Raw genomic sequence first — 22,383 nt, 5'->3', positions numbered from 1 at the left:
GTCAGTTGACCGTGACCTGGCCGAGCGCCGGTTTCTGTTCCTGGGCCTGATGCTGTGGCGCATAGACCTGAGTGAAACGCACCGGCGGCAGGTTGAACTGACCTTTCTGCGAGAAGCGCACCAAGTGACGCACGCGTAACTCTCCGCTCAAGGCGTCCACCGGAATCGCGTAAGCCAGTTGGCCCGGTTCGAAACGCGCCTTCTCCAGCGCGGTCGGTTCGGTGCCAGCCTTGCCCATCAACTTGATGCCCCACGTGGTGCGCTCGACATCGGCGCCCGGTGGCAGCGGCACTTCGATCATGCCGTAGCGCAGCGGTTTCGCGGCTTTGCTGGTGATGATCACTTCGTCGAGGTACAGGCTGTCGCTGGACAACGGCTTGGTGCCGACCGCTTCGAGTTTGAACTCGAACGCTTCGTCACCTGGCACCAGACGCGACAGGCGACGGGTGATGGTCACGGCCATCGGATCGATTGGCGGTTGCTTGGTCTGATAGCTCAACGCGGCGCGCAGCGGACGTTCCTGGGTCCCGGCCAGCGACAACACTGGCGGCACCGGTGTAGCGCCCTGCCAAATCCAGTACATTTCGCCGGTATCACCGTAGCGTTTCTTCCAGCCTTCACCCGGTGCGAGGGCGATGGTCGGCGAAGCCTGCTCGATGCTGCGTTGCAACCAGCTCAGGGCCAAGGCGCGTTCCAGGGTCGATTGCTGTGGCAGCAGACGTTGCAACAACTGTTGCGCGTGAGCCTGATCGAAAGCTTGCAGCGACAGGTTCAGCGCTTCGGCAAACGGCTGCGAACTCACGGCCAGACGTTGTTGCGCATCCGGCAATTGACGATTGAACGCCTCCGGCAGCGTCACTTTGGACTGCTTGGCCAACGAAGCCGTCAGCGCACGCGCCGCCGCCAGGCCCAGCGCCGAATCCGGGTCACTCATGACCAGACTGTCTTCGCCGTCGTCCATCAGGTTCGCCGCGTTGCCGTCGCCGGCCTTCGCCAGGTCATCCATCAAGCCACTGAGCAAGGTATTCACCGGCAATTGCATCTGCTTGGCGAACGACAGGATCAGCGCCCGTTGCAACAGCGGCGTGTTCTTCGCTTGCTTGGAATACACCTCCAACACCCGCTGCCAATGCTCCGGCGGCAGGCTGAGTTCCAGCGCTTTGCTGGCGTACCAGTCGGCGTAATAGGCGTAAGCGGTGAGGAACGCATCCGGCTCGCCGTCCATGCCCCACCAGGTGAAACTCGCCGAAGGCTCGGCCATTTGCACCAGGCGCAGACGGCTGTTTTGCATGATCAGGCGCAAGCGATCGCGGATCTGTGGATTCGACGACAGCGATGGATAAGCGATGCTCAGCGGCAGCAAACGGCTGGCGGTTTGTTCGACGCCGCCGTACGGGTAGCTCAGCAGATCATCGAGGGCCGAACGGAACAGCGCTTGCGGACTGTCATCCAGGCGCAGGCGAATATCCGTCGCGTCTGCCGGCAAGGTCAGCGGCGTATCACCGCTGGCCACGTCCAGACTTTGGCTTTGCGTGACCTGCCAGCCTTCGCCGGTCGCGGTCAGGCGCACGGCCAGGGCGTCGGCGGTTTTGCCGTCCTGCACCAGTTCCGCCGTCCAGTCGCCACTCGCGAGTGCGAACGACGGCAGTGCGATGTAGTTGATGCCGTTATTCAGGGTCACAGGCACACGCTGCTCGGCGCCGCCGTAATGAATTACCAGCTCAGCCTTGACCGGTTTGTCGGCCTGGCTGAAAGCGAACACGCCGAGATTCGGTTTGTCGCCAGTACGGAATTTGCTCGGGCCGCTCCACTTCAGATACAGCGGTTTTTCCGAACGAACGAATTGCTTCTTCTGCCCGACCTGGCCGTCATCGGCGATGGCCCGGGCAGTGATACGCCAGCGGGTCAGCGAGTCCGGCATCTTGAAGGTGAAGCGGGTTTTACCGTTGGCGTCAGTGATCAACTCCGGCTGCCACGCGGCGGTGTCGACGTCTTCACGACGCGGCCGCTCCAGCACCTTCACGCCCCGCTCGCTGCGGTTGGCTTTGCCCGGCGCGCCTGGGCTGCCCGGCAACGCCACGTCGTAGCTGATGAACGACAGGCTGGCGCTGGTGCGCACGTTGTTGCGGCGCGGGTGGTAGAAGAACTGGTCGATGGTCGGCGCGACTTCCGGTTGCAGCGCGTAGATCATTTCATCGACGACGCTGACCGTGAGGTGCGCCGGAATCGGTTTGCCGGCGAACTGGGTGCTCAGGTCCACCGACACGGTATCGCCCGGCTGATACGACTCTTTGTCCGTGGCAATCGCCACGTCGATCTGCGGCGTAATCACCTTGATGCCAGCGTTCTGGAAGCTGTACTGACCACCCTTGGTGTACAACACCGAGAACGTCAGGTTCGGCGCGAAGTTGTCCTTCACCGCAATCCGCGCGCGGTATTGGGTTTCGCTGAGTTTTTCCATCTTCAACCAGTCAGCGCCCTTGGACAGCAGCGCCGTGGCCTCGACCTTGTCACGTTCCAGGGACAGCAGCGCATCGCTGATCGGTTCCGGGAACGTGATCAACGCCATGGCTTCGTCGCCGGCCTTGTACTCGGGTTTGTCGAGGACGATTTCCACGGTGCCCGGCACGGCTTTGACGCCTTCGCCGGTGACCGAATGCCCGGTCGCGCCAACCACGCGGCCGTGGTCATCCTTCAACGTCAGGTTGTAGGTGCCCGGGCGGGCGAACGCGAGGCTGAAGCCTTTGTCTTTCGCCGTGAGTTTGCCGTCGCCGGTGGTCTGATCTTCCAGACGCACCCAGCTGTAGCTGCTCGGGGTGACGGCTTTGCTTTGCTCGCTGCCGCCTTCGTTCACGTAGCGGAATGCAACCTTGTCGCCGACTGCGCTGAAGCGTTGCGGTGCGCGCAGGCTGAAGCTGGCGGCGCCACGGTCGATGAGGATTTCCTTGGTGGTCTTGACCCGATACGCCGCGCCATCGCTGGCGAACACGGTGAGCATGTAGCGGCTCGGTTTGTCGGCGGCCGGCAGGTCGAGGGTCGCGTTGCCCTTGGCGTCGGTGGTCAGTTCGGTGCTGGTCAGCTCAATCGGGAATTGCCCGAGGTATTGCAGCTCGTTATCGACCATCGACAGCTGTTGGGCGCGCAGGCTCAGGGTCAATTTGGCATCGGCCACCGGTTTGCCGTCCGGGTACAGCAGCACCAGGCTGCCTTTCACCGGTTCGCCAGTGCGGTAATCCTGTTTGGCCAGGTTCAGCGAGATTTCGAAGTGCGGCTTGATGTATTCAGCAACACGGAAGGCGCTGCTGTAGGCCTGGTCCTTGTAGCTGAAACGCAATTCATAACCGCCCGCCACCGCGTTGTCCGGCAACTGGAAACGGCCCTGGGTGCCGGACTTGGAATCGAGCTTCAGCGCCAGCGATTGCAGCGCGGTGCCGGTGGCATCGAGCACGGTCACGTTGACGTCGGCAGCGGTCGGCGCCACGGAATCCCGGGCGTTCTTGAACTCGCGACCGACGATTTTCAGCGACACCCAATCTCCCGGCCGGTATAGCGGCCGGTCAGTGAACGCATAGAGTTTGGTGTCGTAGATTTCGCTGTCGTAGTAGAAGTTTTCGGAGACAAACACCCCGCCCTCTTCGTCTTCGCCGATCACGAAAGAACGCTCGGGGCTGACGTGTTTCAACCGCAGCAAACCATCGGCATCGGTGGCGCCGCTGCTCATCACGCCGAGGCCATCGGTCCACAGCACATTCACTTTTGGCACCGAACTGCCTTCGTGTTTGCGCGCCGCCCACACCAGCAATTCATCACCGGCAATCTTGCTCACGGCCACGGTGTTGGAAACGAAAACCATGGTGGTTGCGCGGTACTTGCCGATCAGCGCTTCCACCAGGTACAGACCCGGTTTCAGGTGACCCAACGGGATGTACACGTTGCCCGGCGCGACGCTGACAAATTCACTCGAAGAGCCGGCCAGGTTCACGCCAGCGGGCGGCTGGATCGGTTTGGCTTCCCACAGCGGATAACGGAACTGGCTGACAACCGGCAGGCCCGGAATCAGTGCGAATTGCGGCTGAGCGTCGTAGGGCGTTGGCGCGGCAATCGCGGTGCCCATCTTCAGCTCAGGCACTTCCTCGGTGACTTGTTTACGGGACTCGTAGGAAAACGCCCGTTGCATCACGCGACGGGATTTGCGGTACCAGTTGTCCCACAGGTACGCGAGGGTGTTCGACAGGCCTTCGCCTTTGAACTGGCCGTCGCTGACCACGCGGTGCAGGTTCTTCTGGCGCTTGAGGAAATCCAGCGGCTTGTCGATGCGGTACACACGAATGTCGGCGCCGCCATAAGGCTCCATGCGGAAGCGGCGATAGTCGCGGCCCGGCGCTTCGAGGCGCACCATCGCCTGTTCATCGGCGGCGAAACTGCTGTCCGCCAGCAGGAAAAAGCTTTCACCGGCCACCGGCGTGTAGCCGCTTGGCTCGACGGTGTCTTCGGCGTTGACCGCCGAAAACGGCAGCACTAAAACCAACAGCAGAGGCAGTAAACGCAGCATGCGGGCACCGATCATTGGGAGAGAAAGTTCAGTCGATAGACGCCGATGAAGTTGGGGTTGGCTGCGTCGGGTATCCATCGGGTGTCCTTCCATGTCATGAGTTGCTGCAGGCTCGCGGATCGCATGCCGTTGTCAGTGGGGGTGGTGGTGCCGGTGTGATAGGCGATGTAGCGGCCCATCCAGATCATCAGGTGCTGGTCGTCGCCCTGATCGAAAAACATCAGGTCGCCGGGCCGGGCCTGCGACACGTCGCGGCCCACCAGATGACTGTTGAACTGAATCAGTTTGATCGCGTTGACGTACGCCCCGACCTTGCCGCCGCCCTGCTGCCATTGCTGGGCGAGACCGCGTTGGGCCTCGCTCAGTTGCAGTTCCGGCGGCAGGTAGCGGTTGGACAGGCCATTGCTGCGCAGCCATTTGTCGTCATGCACTTTCAACGCTTCGTTGGCGGCGAAACGCACCAGGCCCGCGCAATCCTGCTGATACCAGCGCGGGCTCGGGCCTTGGGTCAGTTGCTCTTGGGCGATGCGCACGAACCAGGCGCGGAACACCTGGGATTGCTGCGCATCCAGCGGCGCGGCTTCAGTGGCAAACACCCGACTGCCGAGCAACATCGCCAGCAGGCCGAGGCCTCGGATAAGGGCTGTCACAGGGCTTTCCACTCCAGCGGCAGCCATTGCCAGTGGCCGTCCGGCTCGCTGCCTTCAGGCAGGGTCAGCGCGTATTTGCCGTAACCGCCGAGCTTGCGCAGTTTCGGGATCAGGTAGGTTTGCGCGGCGTTGTAGAACACCGGCTCCATGTCCTGCGGCAGGCTGTCGAGGGTTTCCTGTTGCATCAGCTGCGCCATGGAATCCGGGCCGAAGTAGACCGGCATCAGCAGGTCTTTCGGCACCACGTCGGCCATCGGCGGGAAGCGTTTGTCGAGGGTGCCGAGGGCTTTATCCACCAGCTTGTCGTCGAGGGAGAACAGCAGCGCCGAGCCGTGGCGGGCGAGGCTGACTTTCATGAACGCCTTGCCGGTGATCGCGTCCGGGTTCTCGGCATCCTTGGCTTTATAAGGGCCGAAGTTGGAACTGACCTGGCGCTGCCACTGATGGCTTTCGCCTTCCTTCTTCTCAACCACTGGGAACGCGTGTTCTTCGACGTTGCCTTCATAAGCGCCGACCATCGAGCCGAACAGGTTGCCCAGGTCGCCATCGAGTTTGGCGCTGTCGCTGTCGTTCAGGCTGGCTACCAACAGCGGCGTGTACAGACGCGAATCGGCGTACCAGCACAGGCCCGCCGCGCCGGCCATGTGTTCAGTCAGGGCCTGGGCGACTTTTTCTTCGGCGCCGAGTTTTACCAGCAACGGTTTCTGTTGCTCGGCGGCGAGTGGCAAAGCTACGCAAGCACTGGCGCCCATCGGCATGGCTTGCCAAATCGGTTTGAAATCGAAGTCCGGTTGGTTGTCCAGTTCATCCATGGCCAGGAAGCTGTGCCAGCCCTTGTCGTCCATGTCAAAACGCAGACCGGCGAAGTTCGGGATGAAACGCTGGTAACCCATGGCCAGGACGCTGGAGTTGACCGACAGGCGTTGTTTTACCTCAGGCAAGCGCGGTTGCAGGCCGAAGGCTTCGGGGAACAGTTTTTGGCCCCCGAGCAGTGCTTCGAGCGACTGAGTCGAGACCATTCCCGGTTCATCGACCGGACCATGGCCGCCTTCGTACAGCTTGGCCGGGTTCGACAGCACCACCAGTTTGTCGCCATGGGAGGCAAACAGCAGCGCCTTCGTTGCGTTATAGGTCAGTTGATACAACGCCACATCATCAGCGCCGACTTTCACCGTGCCGACCTGGGTCAGTTGCGTGTCGCCCAGTGCGACCTTGGCCAGCGGCTCCAGCATCTTGGCCAGACCACCGCGATCCATCACCAGCAAGAAGTCTTTCAGGCGACCATCCGCCCCACGCCACAGCGCCACGTCTGCCGGTTGATCGAAAAGCTGCTCGATCAGGCTGTCCTGCAGCTTCAGGTCATGCTCGTAGATGATCCGCCGCAAGCTGCCGATCAAGCCAAGGCGATCGGCGTGGGCTTCGTAATAGAAGACGAAATCTTCGGTCAGGGTTTCCTTGAGGAACGGCACGGCCAGCAAGTCCTTGGGCAATTGGCTCAAGGAGTTGGTTTCCAGCAGACCGTCCGGACGGCTCATGCCCAGTTTGTCACTGGCCAACGCCGCCAGCGGCTCTTTGGGTTTGTGCATGAACCAGCCCAACCCGGCCGCCACGCCGGCCACCAGGCACAGCCCGATCAGCACCGCAGGCCAACGACGTGAAGGTTTGGCTGCAGGCGTTTCGGCTGCCGGGGAAACCGCTGGTGAATTCGTGTTATCGCTCATGTTCACGCTCATGTTCCCAAAGCTCAGCAATTCATCCGTGGAGCGGGATGCTTAATAGTTGAAAGTCTTGACCAGCAACAGGTCACCGATGGCCCGCAGGGGCACGATGAAGGTCTCGCGTTTTTCGTCGACGGTGTTTTCGTTGAGCACCAGGTTGATCTGCGAGGTGATGACCTCGTTCTGGTTGCTGGTCTCATCGAAGTTATAGCCTTCGCTGCCGAAGTTGCCCCAATAGTTCACGTAAACCAGATAGGTGCCATGCATCGGCGCGGTCATGGTGAACATTTCCGGGCCAGGGCCATCGACGCCATCCGGGTCGAGACCGCCGCCGTTGGTCAACGCCGTGTGGGCGAAAAACGCGTGCTGGCCGTCGGGGGTGATGATGTGCAGGTCGAGCTCGGCTTTGGGATCGTCCCAACCGAGCACCACACGAATCCGCGCCGGGGTGCGCAGGTTGTTGGCTTCATAGAATTGAACGCGCTTGAGCGATTTGCCCTCGGCGCTGCGAACTTCGACGCTGTTGGAACCGGCGCCAAACGCATACGGCCGGGCGAAACGCCCTTCGTCGTCGGTGTACAGGTTCAGTGGATTGCCGTTGACCGCCAGGGTGTGCGGCCCGCGCTGAGTGCCGATGGCCTTGAGCTGGCCTTCGATCATCGTGCGATTGCGCTGCACGCCCCGGTCGATGGGCGGTGTGGGATAGGCGACTTGAGGGTTTTCACTGCGATCGAGCAAGCCGTTAAAGCGCCAGCCGCCGACCGGTTCCGACAGTTCAGCCGTCGGCTCGGCCGAGGCAGCGGAGGCCCAGGCCAGCATTATCAGCAGTGAAAGAAAGCAACGCATGTGACGCCTCCTGCCATGCACAACGAAACCTTGCGCCCGATCCTCGGCGCGTTACAGATGCAAAAACTGCGTTTCGTCAGAAAGACCCGTGACTATTGGGTCGTAGAAGGCGCGAAGGTTAGCTATTCGGCAGTTTTTTAACAATCAGATACATGTTTATTTGTGGTGAAAATCACGATGATTATTGGACGTGAGCCGAATAGCGCGGTTATTCGGCTCACGGAATGAGCCGAATAGGCCACTGAGCTGATTTGCACTCCAACCTGTAGCAGCTGGCGAAGCCTGCGTTCGGCTGCGCAGCAGTCGTGAAATCGGAACGGACGGCACATCAGGTGTACCGTACAAACAGGGTTGACGACTGCTGCGCAGCCGAACGCAGGCTTCGCCAGCTGCTACAAAGGTGCATCGAAGCTGAAACAGGTGCTGCCGGAACAGAGGCAAACACCCCCGCCCATTTGCCCATAACCCCCATGTCTGCTAGTGTCGCGCCGGTTTAACGTCAACCGGAAATAGCCGCCATGGCCCGCAAAAAAGCTGCACTGGATTTCGAACAATCCCTCGCTGACCTGCAAACGCTGGTGGAGCGACTGGAGAACGGCGAGTTGTCGCTGGAAGATTCGCTGACGGCTTTCGAGCAAGGCATCGGTCTGACCCGCGATTGCCAGGCAGCGCTGGCCCAGGCTGAGCAAAAGGTCCAGGTGCTGCTCGAGCGTGATGGCGAGCTGGCCGAGGAACCCTTCGACGCGGATCAGCCAGAATGATTGCAGCGTATTCGGCGACCAGCCAGGCCCGCGTTAACGCAGCACTGGACACCCTGTTCAACCCGCCAAGCCCCGAGCTCGCCCGCCTCTATGAAGCCATGCGCTACAGCGTAATGAATGGCGGCAAGCGCGTGCGCCCACTGCTGGCCTACGCCGCGTGCGAAGCGTTGGGCGGCAAGGCTGAGCAGGCCAACGGTGCGGCTTGCGCGGTGGAGCTGATTCACGCGTACTCCCTGGTGCACGACGATTTGCCGGCGATGGACGACGACGATTTGCGTCGCGGTCAGCCAACTACCCACAAGAAATTCGACGAAGCCTGCGCGATCCTTGCCGGTGACGGTTTGCAGAGTCTGGCGTTCAGCGCCCTGCTCGACCCGCGCCTGAGCACACCGGAAACCGAAATTCGTCTGCAAATGGTCAGCGCATTGGCGTTGGCCGCAGGCCCGGCAGGCATGGTCGGCGGCCAGGCCATCGACCTCGGTTCGGTTGGCCTCAAACTCGATCAAAAAGCCCTCGAAACCATGCACCGGCACAAGACCGGCGCGTTGATCGAGGTCAGCGTCAAGCTCGGCGCCCTGGCCAGTGGCCGCGCCGAGAAAGACGAACTCAAGTCGTTGCAGACCTATGCACAGGCCATCGGCCTGGCGTTCCAGGTCCAGGACGACATTCTCGACGTCGAAAGCGATACCGAAACCCTCGGCAAACGCCAGGGCGCCGATATTGCCCGGGACAAGCCGACCTACCCGGCCCTGCTCGGTCTCGACGCCGCCAAGGCCTACGCCCTGGAACTGCGCGATCAGGCCCTGCATGCGCTGCGACCGTTTGACGCGGCAGCCGAGCCTTTGCGCGATCTGGCCCGCTATATCGTCGAACGGCGTAGCTGACAGCGTATCCGCCAAAAAAGAGCAACGCGTGGGCAGGGGCCGATGCATCAGGTAAACTGCCGCCTCTTCTATACCTATAACGATTCGCCTGATGCCCACGACGTTTCATGAGATTCCCCGCAAGCGCCCGACCACGCCCCTGCTCGACCGCGCCAACACGCCGGACGGCCTGCGCCGGTTAGGTGAAGCCGAGCTGGAAACCCTGGCCGATGAATTGCGCCTGGAATTGCTCTATACGGTCGGTCAGACCGGCGGGCATTTCGGTGCCGGCCTGGGCGTCATCGAGCTGACCATCGCGTTGCATTACGTGTTCGACACCCCGGACGACCGGCTGGTGTGGGACGTGGGTCATCAGGCTTATCCGCACAAAATCCTCACCGGCCGTCGCGAGCGCATGGGCACCCTGCGCCAGAAGGACGGCGTCGCAGCCTTCCCGCGGCGTTCCGAGAGCGAGTACGACACCTTTGGCGTCGGCCACTCCAGTACCTCGATCAGCGCAGCGCTGGGCATGGCGATTGCCGCCCGCCTGCAAAACAGTGATCGCAAGGCGATTGCCGTGATCGGCGACGGCGCACTGACCGCCGGCATGGCTTTCGAGGCGCTGAACCACGCGCCGGAAGTCAACGCCAACATGCTGGTGATCCTCAACGACAACGACATGTCGATCTCGCGCAACGTCGGTGGCTTGTCGAATTACCTGGCGAAGATCCTCTCCAGCCGCACTTACGCGAGCATGCGCGAAGGCAGCAAGAAGGTCCTGTCGCGCCTGCCCGGCGCCTGGGAAATCGCCCGACGTACCGAAGAATACGCCAAGGGTATGCTGGTCCCGGGCACGCTGTTCGAAGAGCTGGGCTGGAACTACATCGGCCCCATCGATGGCCACGACCTGCCAACCCTGATCGCGACCCTGCGCAACATGCGCGATCTGAAAGGCCCGCAATTTCTCCACGTCGTCACCAAGAAAGGCAAAGGCTTCGCCCCGGCAGAAGTCGACCCGATCGGTTACCACGCGATCACCAAACTGGAACCGGTCGATGCGCCGGCCGCTGCGCCGAAGAAGTCCGGCGGGCCGAAGTATTCCGGTGTGTTCGGCGAATGGCTGTGCGACATGGCCGCGTCTGATCCGCGTCTGGTCGGGATCACTCCGGCGATGAAGGAAGGCTCGGATCTGGTGGCGTTCAGCGAGCGTTTCCCGCTGCGCTACTTCGATGTGGCGATTGCCGAGCAGCACGCCGTTACGTTCGCCGCCGGTATGGCCTGCGAAGGCGCGAAACCGGTGGTGGCGATCTATTCGACGTTCCTGCAACGCGGCTACGACCAACTGATTCATGACGTCGCGGTGCAAAACCTCGACGTGTTGTTCGCCATCGACCGTGCCGGTCTGGTGGGTGAAGACGGCCCGACCCACGCGGGCAGTTTCGACCTGTCATTCCTGCGCTGCATCCCCGGCATGCTGGTGATGACCCCGAGCGACGAAAACGAACTGCGCAAAATGCTCACCACCGGCCACCTGTACAACGGCCCGGCGGCAGTGCGTTACCCGCGTGGCAACGGCCCGAACGCAACCATCGAGAAAGACCTGCAACCGATTGAAATCGGCAAGGGTGTGGTTCGCCGTCAGGGCAACAAAGTCGCCCTGCTGGTGTTCGGTGTGCAACTGGCCGAAGCGCTGAAAGTCGCCGAGACGCTGGATGCAACCGTGGTCGACATGCGTTTCGTCAAACCGCTCGATGAAGCACTGGTTCGTGAAATCGCCGGCAGCCATGAGTTGCTGGTAACCATCGAAGAGAACGCAATCATGGGCGGCGCCGGTGGCGCGGTCAGCGAATTCCTCGCTCGCGAGAACATCCTCAAGTCGATGCTGCACCTGGGCTTGCCGGACAGCTATGTCGAACACGCCAAGCCTGCGCAGATGCTGGCGGAGTGTGGTCTGGATGAAGCCGGGATTGAAGCGTCGGTGCGTGAGCGCCTGCAGTTGCTGGCCAAGTAACCCCCCGACCTGTAGGAGCGAGGCTTGCCCGCGAAGAGGCCGTAACATTCAACATTTATGTTGCCTGTTAGATAGCCTTCGCGGGCAAGCCTCGCTCCTACAAGGACCGCGTTTTTCTTCGATTTTTACGAATACATCATGAATCTCCCCCGCCTAGCTCTTACGCTGACCTTGCTGCCAGCCGGTCAACTCCTGGCCGACACCTTCGAACGCGACCAAGCCCTCAAGCTCCCCGACGTGTTGATCAGCGCCAACCGCCAGGTCGAAGCGCGCAACGACAGCAGCGCCGCCAACACCGTGTTCACCCGCGAAGACATCGACCGCCTGCAACCGAGCAGCGTCACCGACCTGTTGCGCCGTGTACCGGGCGTGCAAGTCGGGCAAACCGGTGGGCGCGGCAGCTTGCCGGGGATTTACATTCGCGGCACCAAGTCGGCCCAGAGCCTGGTGCTGGTGGATGGCCAGCGCATCGGCAGCACCACGTCGGGCGACAGCAACCTGCAACACCTGAACATCGAACAGATCGAGCGCGTGGAAGTGTTGCGCGGCTCCCGTTCGGTGATTTATGGCAGCGATGCGATTGGCGGGGTGATCCAGATTTTTACCCGTCGCGACGGCGAACAAGGTCTGCAACCGCGTCTGCATGTGGGGTTTGGCAGCAATCAGACGTGGGAACGCAGCCTCGGCTTGTCCGGTGGCGATGAGAAAACCCGCTTCAATCTCGGCGCCAGCCTTGATGAAACCGCCGGAATCGACCGCACTCACGAGTCATATCCCAGCGACAGCGATCACGATGAGTACCGCAATAAATCCGTGAGTTTGAGCCTCAGCCACGCCCTCACCGATGACATCGAGATCGGCGCGAACGTGCTGGATAACCACGGCAAAAGCGAGTTCGACAACCCGTTCGGCCGCTTCGACATGAACACCTTCGAATCACTCCAGCAGCAGCCTTACAGTGAGTTCGATGTCAGCAGCGTCAGCAGTTACGTCGACGCGCGTATCAACGATGTGTGGAAAACCCGCGTCGAATTCGGCCACAGCGAAAACCGCGAGAAGACCCTCGATAAACTCAGCGATGAGCGCACGGTGTTCAACACTTACCGCGATTCGGTGAACTGGCAGAACGACCTGACCCTCAATGATCGCAACAGCCTGATCCTCGGCGGCGACTGGTACGAAGATCGGGTCAACAGCAGCACTGCGTTCGACGAAGACAGTCGCTGGAACCGCGCGGCTTTCATCCAGCATCGCTATCAGGCGGACAGTTTCTCCACGGAACTGGGCCTGCGCCGGGATCAGAACCAGCAGTTCGGCGGCCAGAACAGCTGGAGCGGCACCTTCACCCTGCCGTTGAACCCGGACAACGATGTGTTGCTGACCTACAGCGAAGGCTTCCGCGCGCCGACCTTCAATGACCTGTATTACCCGGACTTCAGCAACCCGGACCTCAAGCCTGAAACCTCGAAAAGCTATGAGCTGCAATGGCGCAGTCAGTTGACCGAAAGCAGTCGCCTGGAAGCGTCGCTGTACCGCACCGATCTGGAAGACGCGATTATCTTCGGCAGCAACAACCGCCCGCAGAACGTGGCTTCAGCACGGATCAATGGTTTCGAAGCGGCGTTGAAACAGGAACTGTTCGGCTGGCAGAGCAACCTCGGCGTGGCGATCATCGACCCACGGGATCGCGACAGCGGTCACACCCTGGCCCGGCGCGCACGGCGCACGTTGAGCCTGGATCTGGATCGGCAGTTTGATCGTCTGGGTCTGGGGGTGAGTTGGCAGGCGGTGAGTGGCAGTTATGACGACGAGAACAATCTGCAGCCGTTGGGTGGATATGCCTTGCTCGGGTTGCGCAGCAGTTGGGCGTTGAACCGGGAAGTGAAGCTTGATCTGAAGGTCGATAACCTGCTGGACAAGGGCTATAGCCGGGCGTTGTACAGTTATGACGGTGGTCAGTATGGGTATCGCGAGGAAGGACGGGCTTGGATGTTTGGGGTGACCTGGACGCCGGATCTCTGATCCTGAATTTGCGGTGTCTGGACTGGCCTCTTCGCGGGCAAGCCTCGCTCCTACAGGGGATTTGTGGCGTTCACAGATGCAGTGTGGGAGCGAGGCTTGCCCGCGAAGGCCGCACCTCGGTCTCAACGGTCGGGCGCTATCACCTGACACAACTTGGCCGTCGCCTCGATCATCTGCCCACTCGGCCGCTCCAACCCCTTGTCCGTCACCAACAACAATTGCCCCCGCGCCACCGCCGTCACCTGCGGCCAGGCTTTCCACGCGTCCAACTGCGCCTGATCACTGGCCAGAATCACTTCGGGATTGCGCTGTAACACCGCCTCAATGCTGACCTGCGGCGCCGGCAATGTCAGGTCGGCAAACACGTTACGCGCCCCGCACACTTCCAGCGCATCGCTGATGATCTGCCCGCTGCCGACGGTGTACAGCGGCCGATCCCAGACCTGATAGAACACTTGCAACGGCTTGTCCCGGCGATAGCGTTGGCGCAAGTTTTCCAGCTTCTGGCGCAGATCAGCCGCCAACCTGACACCCCGCTCCGGACGCCCAAGTTGCGTGGCAATCGCTTCAATCTGCGCGCTGAGTTGTTCGAGGTTGTGGGGTTCGGCGACGTAGGTGGGAATGTTCAGGCGTTTGAGTTGTTCACGCTGGGCCGGGCCGACGCTGCCGGGCCAGAGCAATAGCAGATCGGGTTTGAGGCTGAGCAAGCGCTCCATGTCTAACTGACCATAGCGCCCAACGGAAGGAAGATCCTTGAGTTCGGCAGGACGCTCGCCGGCATCCAGCACACCGACCAACAAGTCGGCGGAGCCCAGCTCTACAACGATTTCAGACAGAGAAGGCGCGAGGCTGACCACGCGCTCAACCGCATAGACCGAGCCGCTGACGGCCAGCAGCAAAACCGCCAGCCAATGACGAAGCATCAGCCGAGTTGACGCGGAATACGGTAGAGGTAGAACAGCACCGCAGTCGACAACGCCAGCAGCATCAGCGGCACGGCTTCGAGGCCGACGAATACCGCCAACGCACCGACCCAGGCCGGCAGGCTCGCGGCCAGGAATGCGATACGGCGCTTGGCGGCCAGGACAATCCAGGCGGCGGGTTCTTCAGGGGTGTCGAGGGCTTTCTGGGTGGCGATCAACGCGTGTTTGTAGCCATTGAAAAACTTCAGGCTGACAAACATCGAGGCCACACCGGCAATGAACAGCGGCATCGCCAGCACCGGCAGGATCGCCTCGCTCTGGGCGAACACGCCGTTGATCACGAACAACGGCAGCAACGCCAGCGCCAGGTATTGCCACCAGCTGAAGGACAGTCGCCGCCGAACCTGGCCGCGGGTCACGCCCGGTCCGCCTCGCCCTGATGCTCGTTGCCCATCATGTGGTCGAGCTTGCTCGCCTTGGTGGCCAGGTAGAGTTTGTTGTGCGGGTTATGGCCGGTGTGCAACGGCACGCGCTCGGCGACCACAATGCCCATGTCGGTCAAGGCTTTGACCTTGCGTGGGTTGTTGGTCATCAGCCGCAGGGATTTCACGCCCAGGTGCTGGAGCATCGGCAGGCACATGGCGTAGTCACGCTGGTCGGCAGCAAAGCCCAGACGCTCGTTGGCTTCAACGGTGTCGGCGCCGCCATCCTGCAATTCGTAGGCGCGGATCTTGTTCAGCAGGCCAATGCCACGGCCTTCCTGACGCAAGTAAAGCAACACGCCACGGCCTTCACGGGCGATGGCCTGCAACGCTGCTTCAAGTTGCGAGCCGCAGTCGCAGCGCTGGCTGAACAAGGCATCGCCGGTCAGGCATTCGGAGTGCAAACGGCCGAGTACCGGGGCGCCGTCGGCGAAGTCGCCCAGGCTGAGCACCACGTGCTCGCGTCCGTTCTCTTCATCGAGAAAGCCGTGCATGGTGAATTGCGCAAAAGGCGTTGGCAGCTTCGAAGCGGCGACAAAAACGACAGGCACCGGTGTGCTCCTGATCAATAAGTACTGGAGTTTCGCAGAGGCGGCATTGTAACAGCAGCTTTCTTCAGACGCTTAGGCTGAATTATGGGGCATAACGATCAAAAAGTTTGATCTGAGATGTCTACGCCCAGCCTGCGCACACTCCGTAGTCGCCGCCGAAGGCAACGTTCGACTTGTAGCAGCTGCCGAGCCCGCGAGGCTGCGTTCGGCTGCGCAGCAGTCGTAAAATCTGAGAACACGGTCTTCCTGATACACCGAGCGGCCTGATTTCACGACTGCTGCGCAGCCGAACGCAGCCTCGCAGGCTCGGCAGCTGCTACAAATGCTAACCGCTCCTACACTTGACCGTTCAGTTCGCATCAAACGGATAAGGCTGTTTCCACTTCGCAAAGATCGGTTTCAGCTGGCCGCTTTTCACCAGCAGTTCCATGCGCTGGTCAAACAACGCCATCAGCGCCCGGGCCTTGGGGTTGTCGGCGAAGCACAGGTACAGCGGCAACTCGGCGATGTGGGTGCGGCGGAACTGCGACGGATCCCTGGCCCGGGCGACCACGTAATCGATTTCGGTCAGGGCATCGATGTAATAGTCAGCACGGTTATGGGTCAGCATCGACAGGATGCCGGTTCGCCGCACCACTTCGTTGAAGCGTTGCACGTTCGGCAGGTAATCCTGGTACTTGTAGCCGCGCACCCAGGCCAGTCGATAGTTGCCGAGGGTTTCCGGGGTCGGCGCCGGGTTGCTCGCCAGGCCGAGGGCATAGATGTGGTCGGTGTCGAAGTTCCAGTGCGGATAGAGCACGTCACTGTTTTCATTGTGATAAGCGCCAACGCAGGCATCCACTTCGCCACGCTGGGCCAGGCCGACGGCGCGGGTGTAGGGTTCGGTGCGGATGTCCAGTTTGACCCCGGCCGGCTCGAAGATCGCTCGTAACACGTCCCAACCCAGGCCATGCCCGTCAGCGGCGGTGTAGTCTTCCCAGTCTTCGCTGGCCAGATGAATCACGGACGGCGGCGCGGTTCCCCCCGCCAGGGCGAGCGAGCAAAACAACGCGAAAACCATCATCAACCAGCGTCGAGCCATCCCTAGTCCCCTGCTTCACCACTCAGGCGAAAAACCACACCAGGCCCTGCATCCCCAGCCACGCAAAGACCCCGGCCAGGACGTCGTCGAGCATGATCCCGACGCCGCCATGTACATGGCGGTCGATCCAGCGAATCGGCCACGGCTTGAGAATGTCGAAGAAGCGGAACATCAGGAAACCCGCCAACAACCAGTACCAGCCTTCCGGCACCAGCCACAGGGTGATCCACATCCCGACCATCTCGTCCCAGACGATGCCTTCGTGGTCGTGCACTCGCAAATCGTCGGCGACTTTGCCGCACAGCCAGAAGCCGAACAGCATGGTGACGCCAAGCATCAGCCAGTAACCCCAGTCGGGCAGCATCTGCCACAACGGGATAAAGGGTAGCGCAACTAACGACCCCCAGGTGCCCGGTGCCTTTGGCAAGGTGCCCGAGCCGAAGCCGAACGCCATGAAGTGCCAGGGATTGCGCCAAACCGAAGGCGGAACGAATTCCGCCGGGACCTGTTTGGGATGATCTGTCACGGTGTCTCCCGAAAATGTTGATAGCCCCGGGTTGGCGGGGTGATGTCGTGTCCATCGGCGTCCAGCAGCACAACGCCCTGCCCCGCCACGACCTGACCCACCACATGGATCGGCCAGCCGTCCGCCAGCAATCGAGGCAATTCGACGGGCGGCAAGGTAAAGGCCAACACGTAATCGTCACCACCGCTCAGGGCGGCGTCTTCAGCGCCTGTCTGGCCGAGGAACGCGACTAACGCAGCGGCCAATGGCAGCTTGCTCCGCTCGACCTGAATCCCGACCTTCGACGCGAGCGCAATGTGCCCGCAATCGGCGAGCAGACCGTCGGAGATATCCAGCGCCGCCGTGGCTCTGCCACGCAACGCCTGACCGAGGGCCAGTTGCGGTTGCGGCGACCAGTAATGACGCAGCAGCGGATCGGCGATGCCTGCATCAGCAGTCCGTTGCCCCAGTACCAGCGGCAAGGCGCCAGCCGCATTGCCCAGCTCACCGCCGACGCACAGCAAATCACCCGGCTGCGCACCGCTGCGCGTCAACGCCTGACCGGCCGGCACTCGCCCAAACACAGTCATGGTCAAACTCAGCGGTCCACGGGTGGTGTCGCCGCCGATCAGCGCCACGCCACAGCTCTGCGCCATCACATTCAAACCACGGGCGTAGGCGTCCAGCCAATCGGCGGTCACCGTCGGCAACGTCAGGGCAAGGGTAAAGGCAACGGGGGTGGCGCCCATGGCGGCCAGGTCACTGACTGCGACAGCCAGCGAGCGCTGACCGAGCAAAAACGGGTCGCAAGGATCTGCGAAATGCACACCCGCAACGAGGGTGTCGGTAGAAATCGCCAACTGTTCCCCGAGAGGAACAGCCAGCAAGGCGCAGTCATCACCGATCCCAAGAGCAACACCCTCGCCGCCCTGCGCACAAGGCGCGGCGGCGAAGAAATTGCGGATCAGCTCAAACTCGCCCATGGCAACTACAAGCGCTTGTTAGCGCTTGAACGCCTTCACTTCAGCTTCACGCAGGCGCGGGGCCAGCTTGTCGAGTACGCCGTTGACGAACTTGTGGCCGTCGGTGGAACCGAAGACTTTCGCCAGCTCGATACCTTCGTTAATCACAACGCGGTAAGGCACGTCGACACGCTTGATCAGCTCCCAGGTGGACAGGCGCAGAACGGCCAGTTCAACCGGGTCCAGCTCTTCGATCGTAATGTCCAGGCAAGGGGCCAGGGCAGTATCGATCTCGGTGCGGTGCGCCGGAACGCCGTGCAGGATGTCGTGGAAGTAGGCAGCATCGACATCGCTGAAATCGTTATCGACCCGGAATTGCGCTTCGATCTCGTTCAGCGACTGCTTGGCCATGTGCCATTGGTACAGCGCCTGAGTCGCGAGCTGACGGGCTTCGCGACGCTTGACGCTTTTCGATGGCTTGCCGGCATCCGCAGGCTTTGGATCGCGCGGGTTGAACTGATCGCTGTCGTCGCTAATCACTTGGCCTCCAACTGCGCCAGCAGGCTGACCATTTCCAGAGCGGACAGGGCAGCTTCGGCACCTTTGTTACCGGCCTTGGTGCCGGAACGTTCGATGGCTTGCTCGATGGAATCAACGGTCAGCACGCCGAATGCGACTGGAACGCCGAACTCCATGGACACCTGGGCCAGGCCCTTGGTGCATTCGCCCGCCACGTATTCGAAGTGCGGAGTACCGCCACGAATGACCGCGCCCAGGGCGATGATTGCCGCGTATTCGCCCTTCTGAGCGACTTTCTGCGCAACCAGCGGGATTTCGAAGGCGCCAGGCGCACGGATGATGGTGATGTCGCTTTCGCTCACGCCATGGCGAACCAGGGCATCAACTGCACCGCTGACCAGGCTTTCAACGACGAAGCTGTTGAAACGGCCCACTACCAAAGCGTAGCGGCCTTTAGGGGCGATGAAGGTACCTTCGATGGTCTTCAGGGTCATTCGTTAGATCTCTTAAAGAGCCGGGACGCGTTTTCTACGCGTCCCTCAGTGATGTGTTAACCGCGAATCAAGGACTGGAAACAACCGGTCATTATTCGGAGGGCACGTATTCTACAACTTCCAGATCGAAACCGGATATCGCATTAAATTTCATTGGCGCACTCATCAGGCGCATTTTGCGTACGCCCAGGTCCCGAAGGATCTGCGAACCGGCACCGACAATGCTGTAGGTGGTCGGTTTTTTCGCCGGGATGTGCTCCGCGGTTTCGCGGATGTGCGCCAGCAATACGTCGCCATCGAGCGGGTGACCGAGCAGCAAAACCACACCGCTGCCCGCCTCGGCAACCGCGGCCATGGCGGCGCGCAGGCTCCAGCGCCCCGGTTGCTTGACCATCAACAGGTCGCGCAACGGGTCCATGTTGTGCACCCGGACCAGGGTCGGCTCTTCGGCGCACACGGTGCCCAGGGTCAGGGCCATGTGCACGTCGCCTTCCACGGAATCACGATAGGTCACCAGGTTGAATTGGCCCAGTTCGCTGTCCAGCGGCTGCTCGGCAATCCGCTGAACGGTACGTTCGTGGATCATCCGGTAGTGAATCAGGTCGGCAATGGTGCCGATCTTGATGTTGTGTTCGGCGGCGAAGGTTTCCAGTTCAGCGCGACGGGACATGGTGCCGTCGTCGTTCATCACTTCGCAGATCACGCCGCTCGGCTCGAAACCGGCCATGCGCGCCAGGTCGCAGGCGGCTTCGGTGTGGCCGGCGCGAGCGAGGGTGCCGCCCGGTTGGGCCATCAGCGGGAAGATGTGGCCCGGGCTGACGATGTCTTCAGCCTTGGCATCCTTGGCGGCGGCAGCCTGCACGGTGCGCGCGCGGTCGGCGGCGGAGATGCCGGTGGTCACGCCGGTGGTGGCTTCGATCGACACGGTGAACTTGGTGCCGAAACCGGAACCGTTGCGCGGTGCCATCAATGGCAGCTTCAACAGTTCGCAGCGTTCGCGGCTCATCGGCATGCAGATCAGGCCACGGGCGTGCTTGGCCATGAAGTTGATGTGTTCAGGCTGGCAGCACTCGGCGGCCATGATCAGGTCGCCTTCGTTCTCGCGGTCTTCGTCATCCATGAGGATGACCATCTTGCCTTGGCGGATGTCTTCAACCAGTTCTTCGATGCTATTGAGCGCCACAAGGCACCCCCTTGAGTCAGGATTTGAGGTAGCCGTTGGCGGCCAGAAAGCTTTCAGTGATGTTCCCGGATGTCGGCTCTGCGGCCTTGTCGCCCAGCAACAGGCGCTCCAGATAACGTGCCAGCAAGTCCACTTCCAGATTCACCCGGCGACCTGGCTGGTACGACGCCATGATGGTTTCGCTCAGGGTGTGGGGAATGATCGTCAGCAAGAACTCGGCGCCATCGACTGCGTTCACGGTCAGGCTGGTGCCGTCGACGGTGATCGAGCCTTTATGGGCGATGTACTTGGCGAGGTCTTTCGGCGCGCGGATGCGGAATTCCACCGCGCGTGCATTCTCGGTGCGGGCAACCACTTCGCCCACGCCATCGACGTGACCGCTGACCAGATGCCCGCCAAGGCGAGTGGTCGGGGTCAGGGCTTTTTCCAGGTTGACCGGGCTGCCGCTTTTCAGATCATTCATGGCGGTGCAGTCGAGGGTTTCACGACTGACGTCTGCCGCAAAGCCGTTGCCTGGCAATTCAACCGCCGTCAGGCACACGCCGTTGACCGCGATGCTGTCGCCCAGTTTGACGTCGCTCAGGTCGAGCTTGCCGGTTTCTACGTAGACCCGCACATCTCCGCCTTTTGGGGTCAATGCACGAATACTGCCGATGGATTCGATGATGCCGGTAAACATGAAGTCCTCCTCGAGAACAAAGCCGTCGCGTGGCGCAGGCCGGGAATTATACGCTCGCTGCCGGCACAGGAATGGCGATGACTCGCCAGTCATCGCCAACCGCGCGAATTTCGGTGATTTTGAGCTCAGGCGCGTCTTTCATTTGCGCCAGCGGCCAGTCCAGCAATGGCCGGGCCGTAGAGCCGAGGAACTTGCCCGCGATGAAGATCTGGAATTCATCCACCAGGCCTAGCTGGGCAAAAGCCCCGGCAAGGCGCGGACCCGCTTCGACCAACACTTCGTTGGTCCCACGATTGGCCAGCTCGACCAGCAGTTTGCGCAGGTCCACCAGACCATCATCGCCGGCCACGATCAGGCATTCCGGGCCGTTGGCGTATTGTTCTTCAATCGCCATGCAGGTGGCGACCAGCACCGGGCCAGCCTTGAAGAACGGCGCATCCAGCGGCACGCGCAGGCGACCGTCGATCAGCACGCGCAGCGGCGGACGGCTCATGGCCAGGGCAGTTTGCTCAGCGTCCAGGCCCAGTTCAGCGGCACGCACGGTCAAACGCGCGTCATCCGCCAGCACCGTGTCGGCGCCAGTCAGCACCACACTGGCCTGGGCGCGCAGGCGTTGTACCGCCGAACGTGCGGCCGGGCCGGTGATCCATTGGCTTTCGCCACTTTCCATCGCCGTGCGACCGTCAAGGCTCATGGCCAACTTGACCCGCACGAACGGCAAGCCGTGTTCCATGCGCTTCAGGAAACCTTCATTGAGTTTGCGCGCTTCGCCTTCCAGCACGCCGCTTTCAATGACGATGCCGGCCTGGGCCAGACGCTGCATGCCGCGACCGGCCACCGACGGGTTCGGATCCTGCATCGCCGCGACTACACGGGCGAGGCCGGCATTCACCAGCGCATCGGCACAGGGCGGCGTGCGGCCATGGTGGCTGCACGGTTCGAGGGTCACGTAAGCGGTGGCGCCCCGAGCCTTGTCGCCAGCGGCGCGCAAGGCGTGAACTTCGGCGTGGGGTTCGCCGGTGCGCACATGCCAGCCTTCGCCGACAATCTGCCCGTCCTTCACGATCACACAGCCAACCCGTGGGTTGGGGTGCGTCGTGTAGTGACCTTTGCGCGCCAGTTCGAGGGCGCGGGCCATGTAATGGGCGTCGAGGATGGCTTGTTCGGGGGGGGTGGTCATTCTTTCACCGGCTCACGGGCCAGGCGATCGATCTCTTCGCGGAACTCGTTCAAGTCCTGGAAGCGCCGATACACGGAGGCAAAACGAATGTAGGCGACTTCGTCGAGCTTTTGCAGCTCGGCCATCACCAGTTCACCGACCACGAGGGATTTGACCTCACGCTCGCCGGTGGCGCGCAGTTTGTGTTTGATGTGCACCAGCGACGATTCGAGGCGCTCGACACTCACCGGGCGCTTCTCCAGCGCCCGCTGCATACCGGCGCGGAGTTTTTCTTCGTCGAACGGCTGACGGCTGCCGTCGGTTTTGATCAGGCGCGGCAACACCAGTTCGGCGGTCTCGAACGTCGTGAAACGCTCGCCGCAGGCCAGGCATTCACGCCGGCGGCGCACCTGTTCGCCCTC

20 protein-coding genes are annotated in these 22,383 nt (G+C 61.6%); 4 read left to right on the top strand and 16 right to left on the bottom strand.

Going from position 1 to position 22,383, the window contains the following annotated elements; genetic code table 11:
- Position 1 precedes the first annotated feature (1 nt).
- Genes ACIOYV_RS23630 through ACIOYV_RS23615 form a run of 4 tightly spaced genes read right to left on the bottom strand, consistent with a single transcriptional unit; the run spans position 2 to position 7,766 of the window.
- Positions 2 to 4,567 (bottom strand): alpha-2-macroglobulin family protein, encoded by a 4,566-nt coding sequence (locus ACIOYV_RS23630; protein ID WP_401327476.1) that lies wholly within the window; start codon positions 4,565 to 4,567, stop codon positions 2 to 4.
- Positions 4,564 to 5,229 carry a DUF1175 domain-containing protein gene (locus ACIOYV_RS23625; RefSeq protein ID WP_054052367.1) on the bottom strand — a complete coding sequence of 222 codons (666 nt, stop codon included), beginning with the start codon at positions 5,227 to 5,229 and terminating at the stop codon, positions 4,564 to 4,566. Before ACIOYV_RS23625 ends, ACIOYV_RS23630 begins: the two co-directional genes overlap by 4 nt.
- Positions 5,199 to 6,923, bottom strand: a complete 1,725-nt coding sequence (locus ACIOYV_RS23620; protein WP_401327473.1) for a DUF2138 domain-containing protein — start codon at positions 6,921 to 6,923, stop codon at positions 5,199 to 5,201. The genes ACIOYV_RS23625 and ACIOYV_RS23620 overlap by 31 nt, the downstream gene beginning before the upstream one ends.
- Before the next feature lie 51 nt (positions 6,924 to 6,974).
- A complete protein-coding gene (locus ACIOYV_RS23615; RefSeq protein ID WP_401327470.1) occupies positions 6,975 to 7,766 on the bottom strand; it encodes a YfaP family protein in 792 nt (263 codons plus the stop codon).
- A gap of 518 nt (positions 7,767 to 8,284) precedes the next feature.
- On the opposite strand from ACIOYV_RS23615, the gene ACIOYV_RS23610 reads away from it, so the two are divergent.
- From ACIOYV_RS23610 to ACIOYV_RS23595, 4 genes are all read left to right on the top strand, one after another.
- A complete protein-coding gene (locus ACIOYV_RS23610) occupies positions 8,285 to 8,527 on the top strand; it encodes an exodeoxyribonuclease VII small subunit (RefSeq protein ID WP_007894317.1) in 243 nt (80 codons plus the stop codon).
- Positions 8,524 to 9,411, top strand: a complete 888-nt coding sequence (ispA, locus tag ACIOYV_RS23605) for a (2E,6E)-farnesyl diphosphate synthase (protein WP_054052361.1) — start codon at positions 8,524 to 8,526, stop codon at positions 9,409 to 9,411. The genes ACIOYV_RS23610 and ispA overlap by 4 nt, the downstream gene beginning before the upstream one ends.
- 91 nt (positions 9,412 to 9,502) lie before the next feature.
- Entirely contained in the window at positions 9,503 to 11,401 is a 1,899-nt protein-coding gene (dxs, locus tag ACIOYV_RS23600) for a 1-deoxy-D-xylulose-5-phosphate synthase (RefSeq protein WP_290024424.1), read from the top strand.
- A gap of 138 nt (positions 11,402 to 11,539) precedes the next feature.
- A complete protein-coding gene (locus ACIOYV_RS23595; RefSeq protein WP_401327467.1) occupies positions 11,540 to 13,423 on the top strand; it encodes a TonB-dependent receptor domain-containing protein in 1,884 nt (627 codons plus the stop codon).
- A 122-nt stretch (positions 13,424 to 13,545) separates the two neighbouring features.
- Here ACIOYV_RS23595 and ACIOYV_RS23590 read toward each other — a convergent pair whose 3' ends face one another.
- The 12 genes from ACIOYV_RS23590 to nrdR form a co-directional block, all read right to left on the bottom strand.
- Entirely contained in the window at positions 13,546 to 14,346 is an 801-nt protein-coding gene (locus ACIOYV_RS23590; RefSeq protein ID WP_401327464.1) for a cobalamin-binding protein, read from the bottom strand.
- Entirely contained in the window at positions 14,346 to 14,765 is a 420-nt protein-coding gene (locus tag ACIOYV_RS23585; RefSeq protein WP_401327462.1) for an MFS transporter, read from the bottom strand. The genes ACIOYV_RS23590 and ACIOYV_RS23585 overlap by 1 nt, the downstream gene beginning before the upstream one ends.
- Complete coding sequence (gene ribA / locus ACIOYV_RS23580; RefSeq protein ID WP_054052350.1) at positions 14,762 to 15,379, bottom strand: GTP cyclohydrolase II; 618 nt, start codon at positions 15,377 to 15,379, stop codon at positions 14,762 to 14,764. Before ribA ends, ACIOYV_RS23585 begins: the two co-directional genes overlap by 4 nt.
- Positions 15,380 to 15,728: 349 nt before the next feature.
- Positions 15,729 to 16,460, bottom strand: a complete 732-nt coding sequence (locus ACIOYV_RS23575; RefSeq protein ID WP_401327458.1) for a substrate-binding periplasmic protein — start codon at positions 16,458 to 16,460, stop codon at positions 15,729 to 15,731.
- Positions 16,461 to 16,482: 22 nt separating this feature from the next.
- The gene (locus tag ACIOYV_RS23570; protein WP_054052346.1) at positions 16,483 to 16,986 is read right to left on the bottom strand and encodes a phosphatidylglycerophosphatase A; all 504 of its coding nucleotides are present in this window, start codon (positions 16,984 to 16,986) and stop codon (positions 16,483 to 16,485) included.
- Entirely contained in the window at positions 16,983 to 17,948 is a 966-nt protein-coding gene (gene thiL / locus ACIOYV_RS23565; RefSeq protein WP_401327455.1) for a thiamine-phosphate kinase, read from the bottom strand. The genes ACIOYV_RS23570 and thiL overlap by 4 nt, the downstream gene beginning before the upstream one ends.
- Positions 17,949 to 17,966: 18 nt before the next feature.
- Positions 17,967 to 18,467, bottom strand: coding sequence for a transcription antitermination factor NusB (gene nusB / locus ACIOYV_RS23560; RefSeq protein ID WP_054052342.1), 501 nt, complete (start codon positions 18,465 to 18,467; stop codon positions 17,967 to 17,969).
- Positions 18,464 to 18,940 (bottom strand): 6,7-dimethyl-8-ribityllumazine synthase, encoded by a 477-nt coding sequence (gene ribE, locus ACIOYV_RS23555; protein WP_003185938.1) that lies wholly within the window; start codon positions 18,938 to 18,940, stop codon positions 18,464 to 18,466. Before ribE ends, nusB begins: the two co-directional genes overlap by 4 nt.
- Positions 18,941 to 19,031: 91 nt before the next feature.
- A complete protein-coding gene (gene ribBA, locus ACIOYV_RS23550) occupies positions 19,032 to 20,123 on the bottom strand; it encodes a bifunctional 3,4-dihydroxy-2-butanone-4-phosphate synthase/GTP cyclohydrolase II (protein ID WP_054052341.1) in 1,092 nt (363 codons plus the stop codon).
- Positions 20,124 to 20,139: 16 nt separating this feature from the next.
- Entirely contained in the window at positions 20,140 to 20,802 is a 663-nt protein-coding gene (locus tag ACIOYV_RS23545; protein ID WP_054616781.1) for a riboflavin synthase, read from the bottom strand.
- A 46-nt stretch (positions 20,803 to 20,848) separates the two neighbouring features.
- Positions 20,849 to 21,982, bottom strand: coding sequence for a bifunctional diaminohydroxyphosphoribosylaminopyrimidine deaminase/5-amino-6-(5-phosphoribosylamino)uracil reductase RibD (ribD, locus tag ACIOYV_RS23540; protein ID WP_401327450.1), 1,134 nt, complete (start codon positions 21,980 to 21,982; stop codon positions 20,849 to 20,851).
- A partial coding sequence (gene nrdR / locus ACIOYV_RS23535; RefSeq protein ID WP_401327448.1) for a transcriptional regulator NrdR occupies positions 21,979 to 22,383 on the bottom strand: 405 nt, incomplete at its 5' end. The genes nrdR and ribD, both read right to left, overlap by 4 nt.

This window comes from Pseudomonas sp. NPDC087342, assembly GCF_044744265.1.
Taxonomy (GTDB): Bacteria; Pseudomonadota; Gammaproteobacteria; order Pseudomonadales; family Pseudomonadaceae; genus Aquipseudomonas; species Aquipseudomonas nunensis.
Note: the sequence above shows the minus strand (reverse complement) of the source record. Positions and strands in the feature narration are given on the sequence as shown.

Coding starts and splice junctions, on each gene's coding strand:
- ACIOYV_RS23630 (WP_401327476.1), bottom strand. CDS start 4,567: ATGATCGGTGCCCGCATGCTGCGTTTACTGCCTCTGCTGTTGGTTTTA.
- ACIOYV_RS23625 (WP_054052367.1), bottom strand. CDS start 5,229: ATGGCTGCCGCTGGAGTGGAAAGCCCTGTGACAGCCCTTATCCGAGGC.
- ACIOYV_RS23620 (WP_401327473.1), bottom strand. CDS start 6,923: ATGAGCGATAACACGAATTCACCAGCGGTTTCCCCGGCAGCCGAAACG.
- ACIOYV_RS23615 (WP_401327470.1), bottom strand. CDS start 7,766: ATGCGTTGCTTTCTTTCACTGCTGATAATGCTGGCCTGGGCCTCCGCT.
- ACIOYV_RS23610 (WP_007894317.1), top strand. CDS start 8,285: ATGGCCCGCAAAAAAGCTGCACTGGATTTCGAACAATCCCTCGCTGAC.
- ispA (WP_054052361.1), top strand. CDS start 8,524: ATGATTGCAGCGTATTCGGCGACCAGCCAGGCCCGCGTTAACGCAGCA.
- dxs (WP_290024424.1), top strand. CDS start 9,503: ATGCCCACGACGTTTCATGAGATTCCCCGCAAGCGCCCGACCACGCCC.
- ACIOYV_RS23595 (WP_401327467.1), top strand. CDS start 11,540: ATGAATCTCCCCCGCCTAGCTCTTACGCTGACCTTGCTGCCAGCCGGT.
- ACIOYV_RS23590 (WP_401327464.1), bottom strand. CDS start 14,346: ATGCTTCGTCATTGGCTGGCGGTTTTGCTGCTGGCCGTCAGCGGCTCG.
- ACIOYV_RS23575 (WP_401327458.1), bottom strand. CDS start 16,460: ATGGCTCGACGCTGGTTGATGATGGTTTTCGCGTTGTTTTGCTCGCTC.
- thiL (WP_401327455.1), bottom strand. CDS start 17,948: ATGGGCGAGTTTGAGCTGATCCGCAATTTCTTCGCCGCCGCGCCTTGT.
- ribE (WP_003185938.1), bottom strand. CDS start 18,940: ATGACCCTGAAGACCATCGAAGGTACCTTCATCGCCCCTAAAGGCCGC.
- ACIOYV_RS23545 (WP_054616781.1), bottom strand. CDS start 20,802: ATGTTTACCGGCATCATCGAATCCATCGGCAGTATTCGTGCATTGACC.
- ribD (WP_401327450.1), bottom strand. CDS start 21,982: ATGACCACCCCCCCCGAACAAGCCATCCTCGACGCCCATTACATGGCC.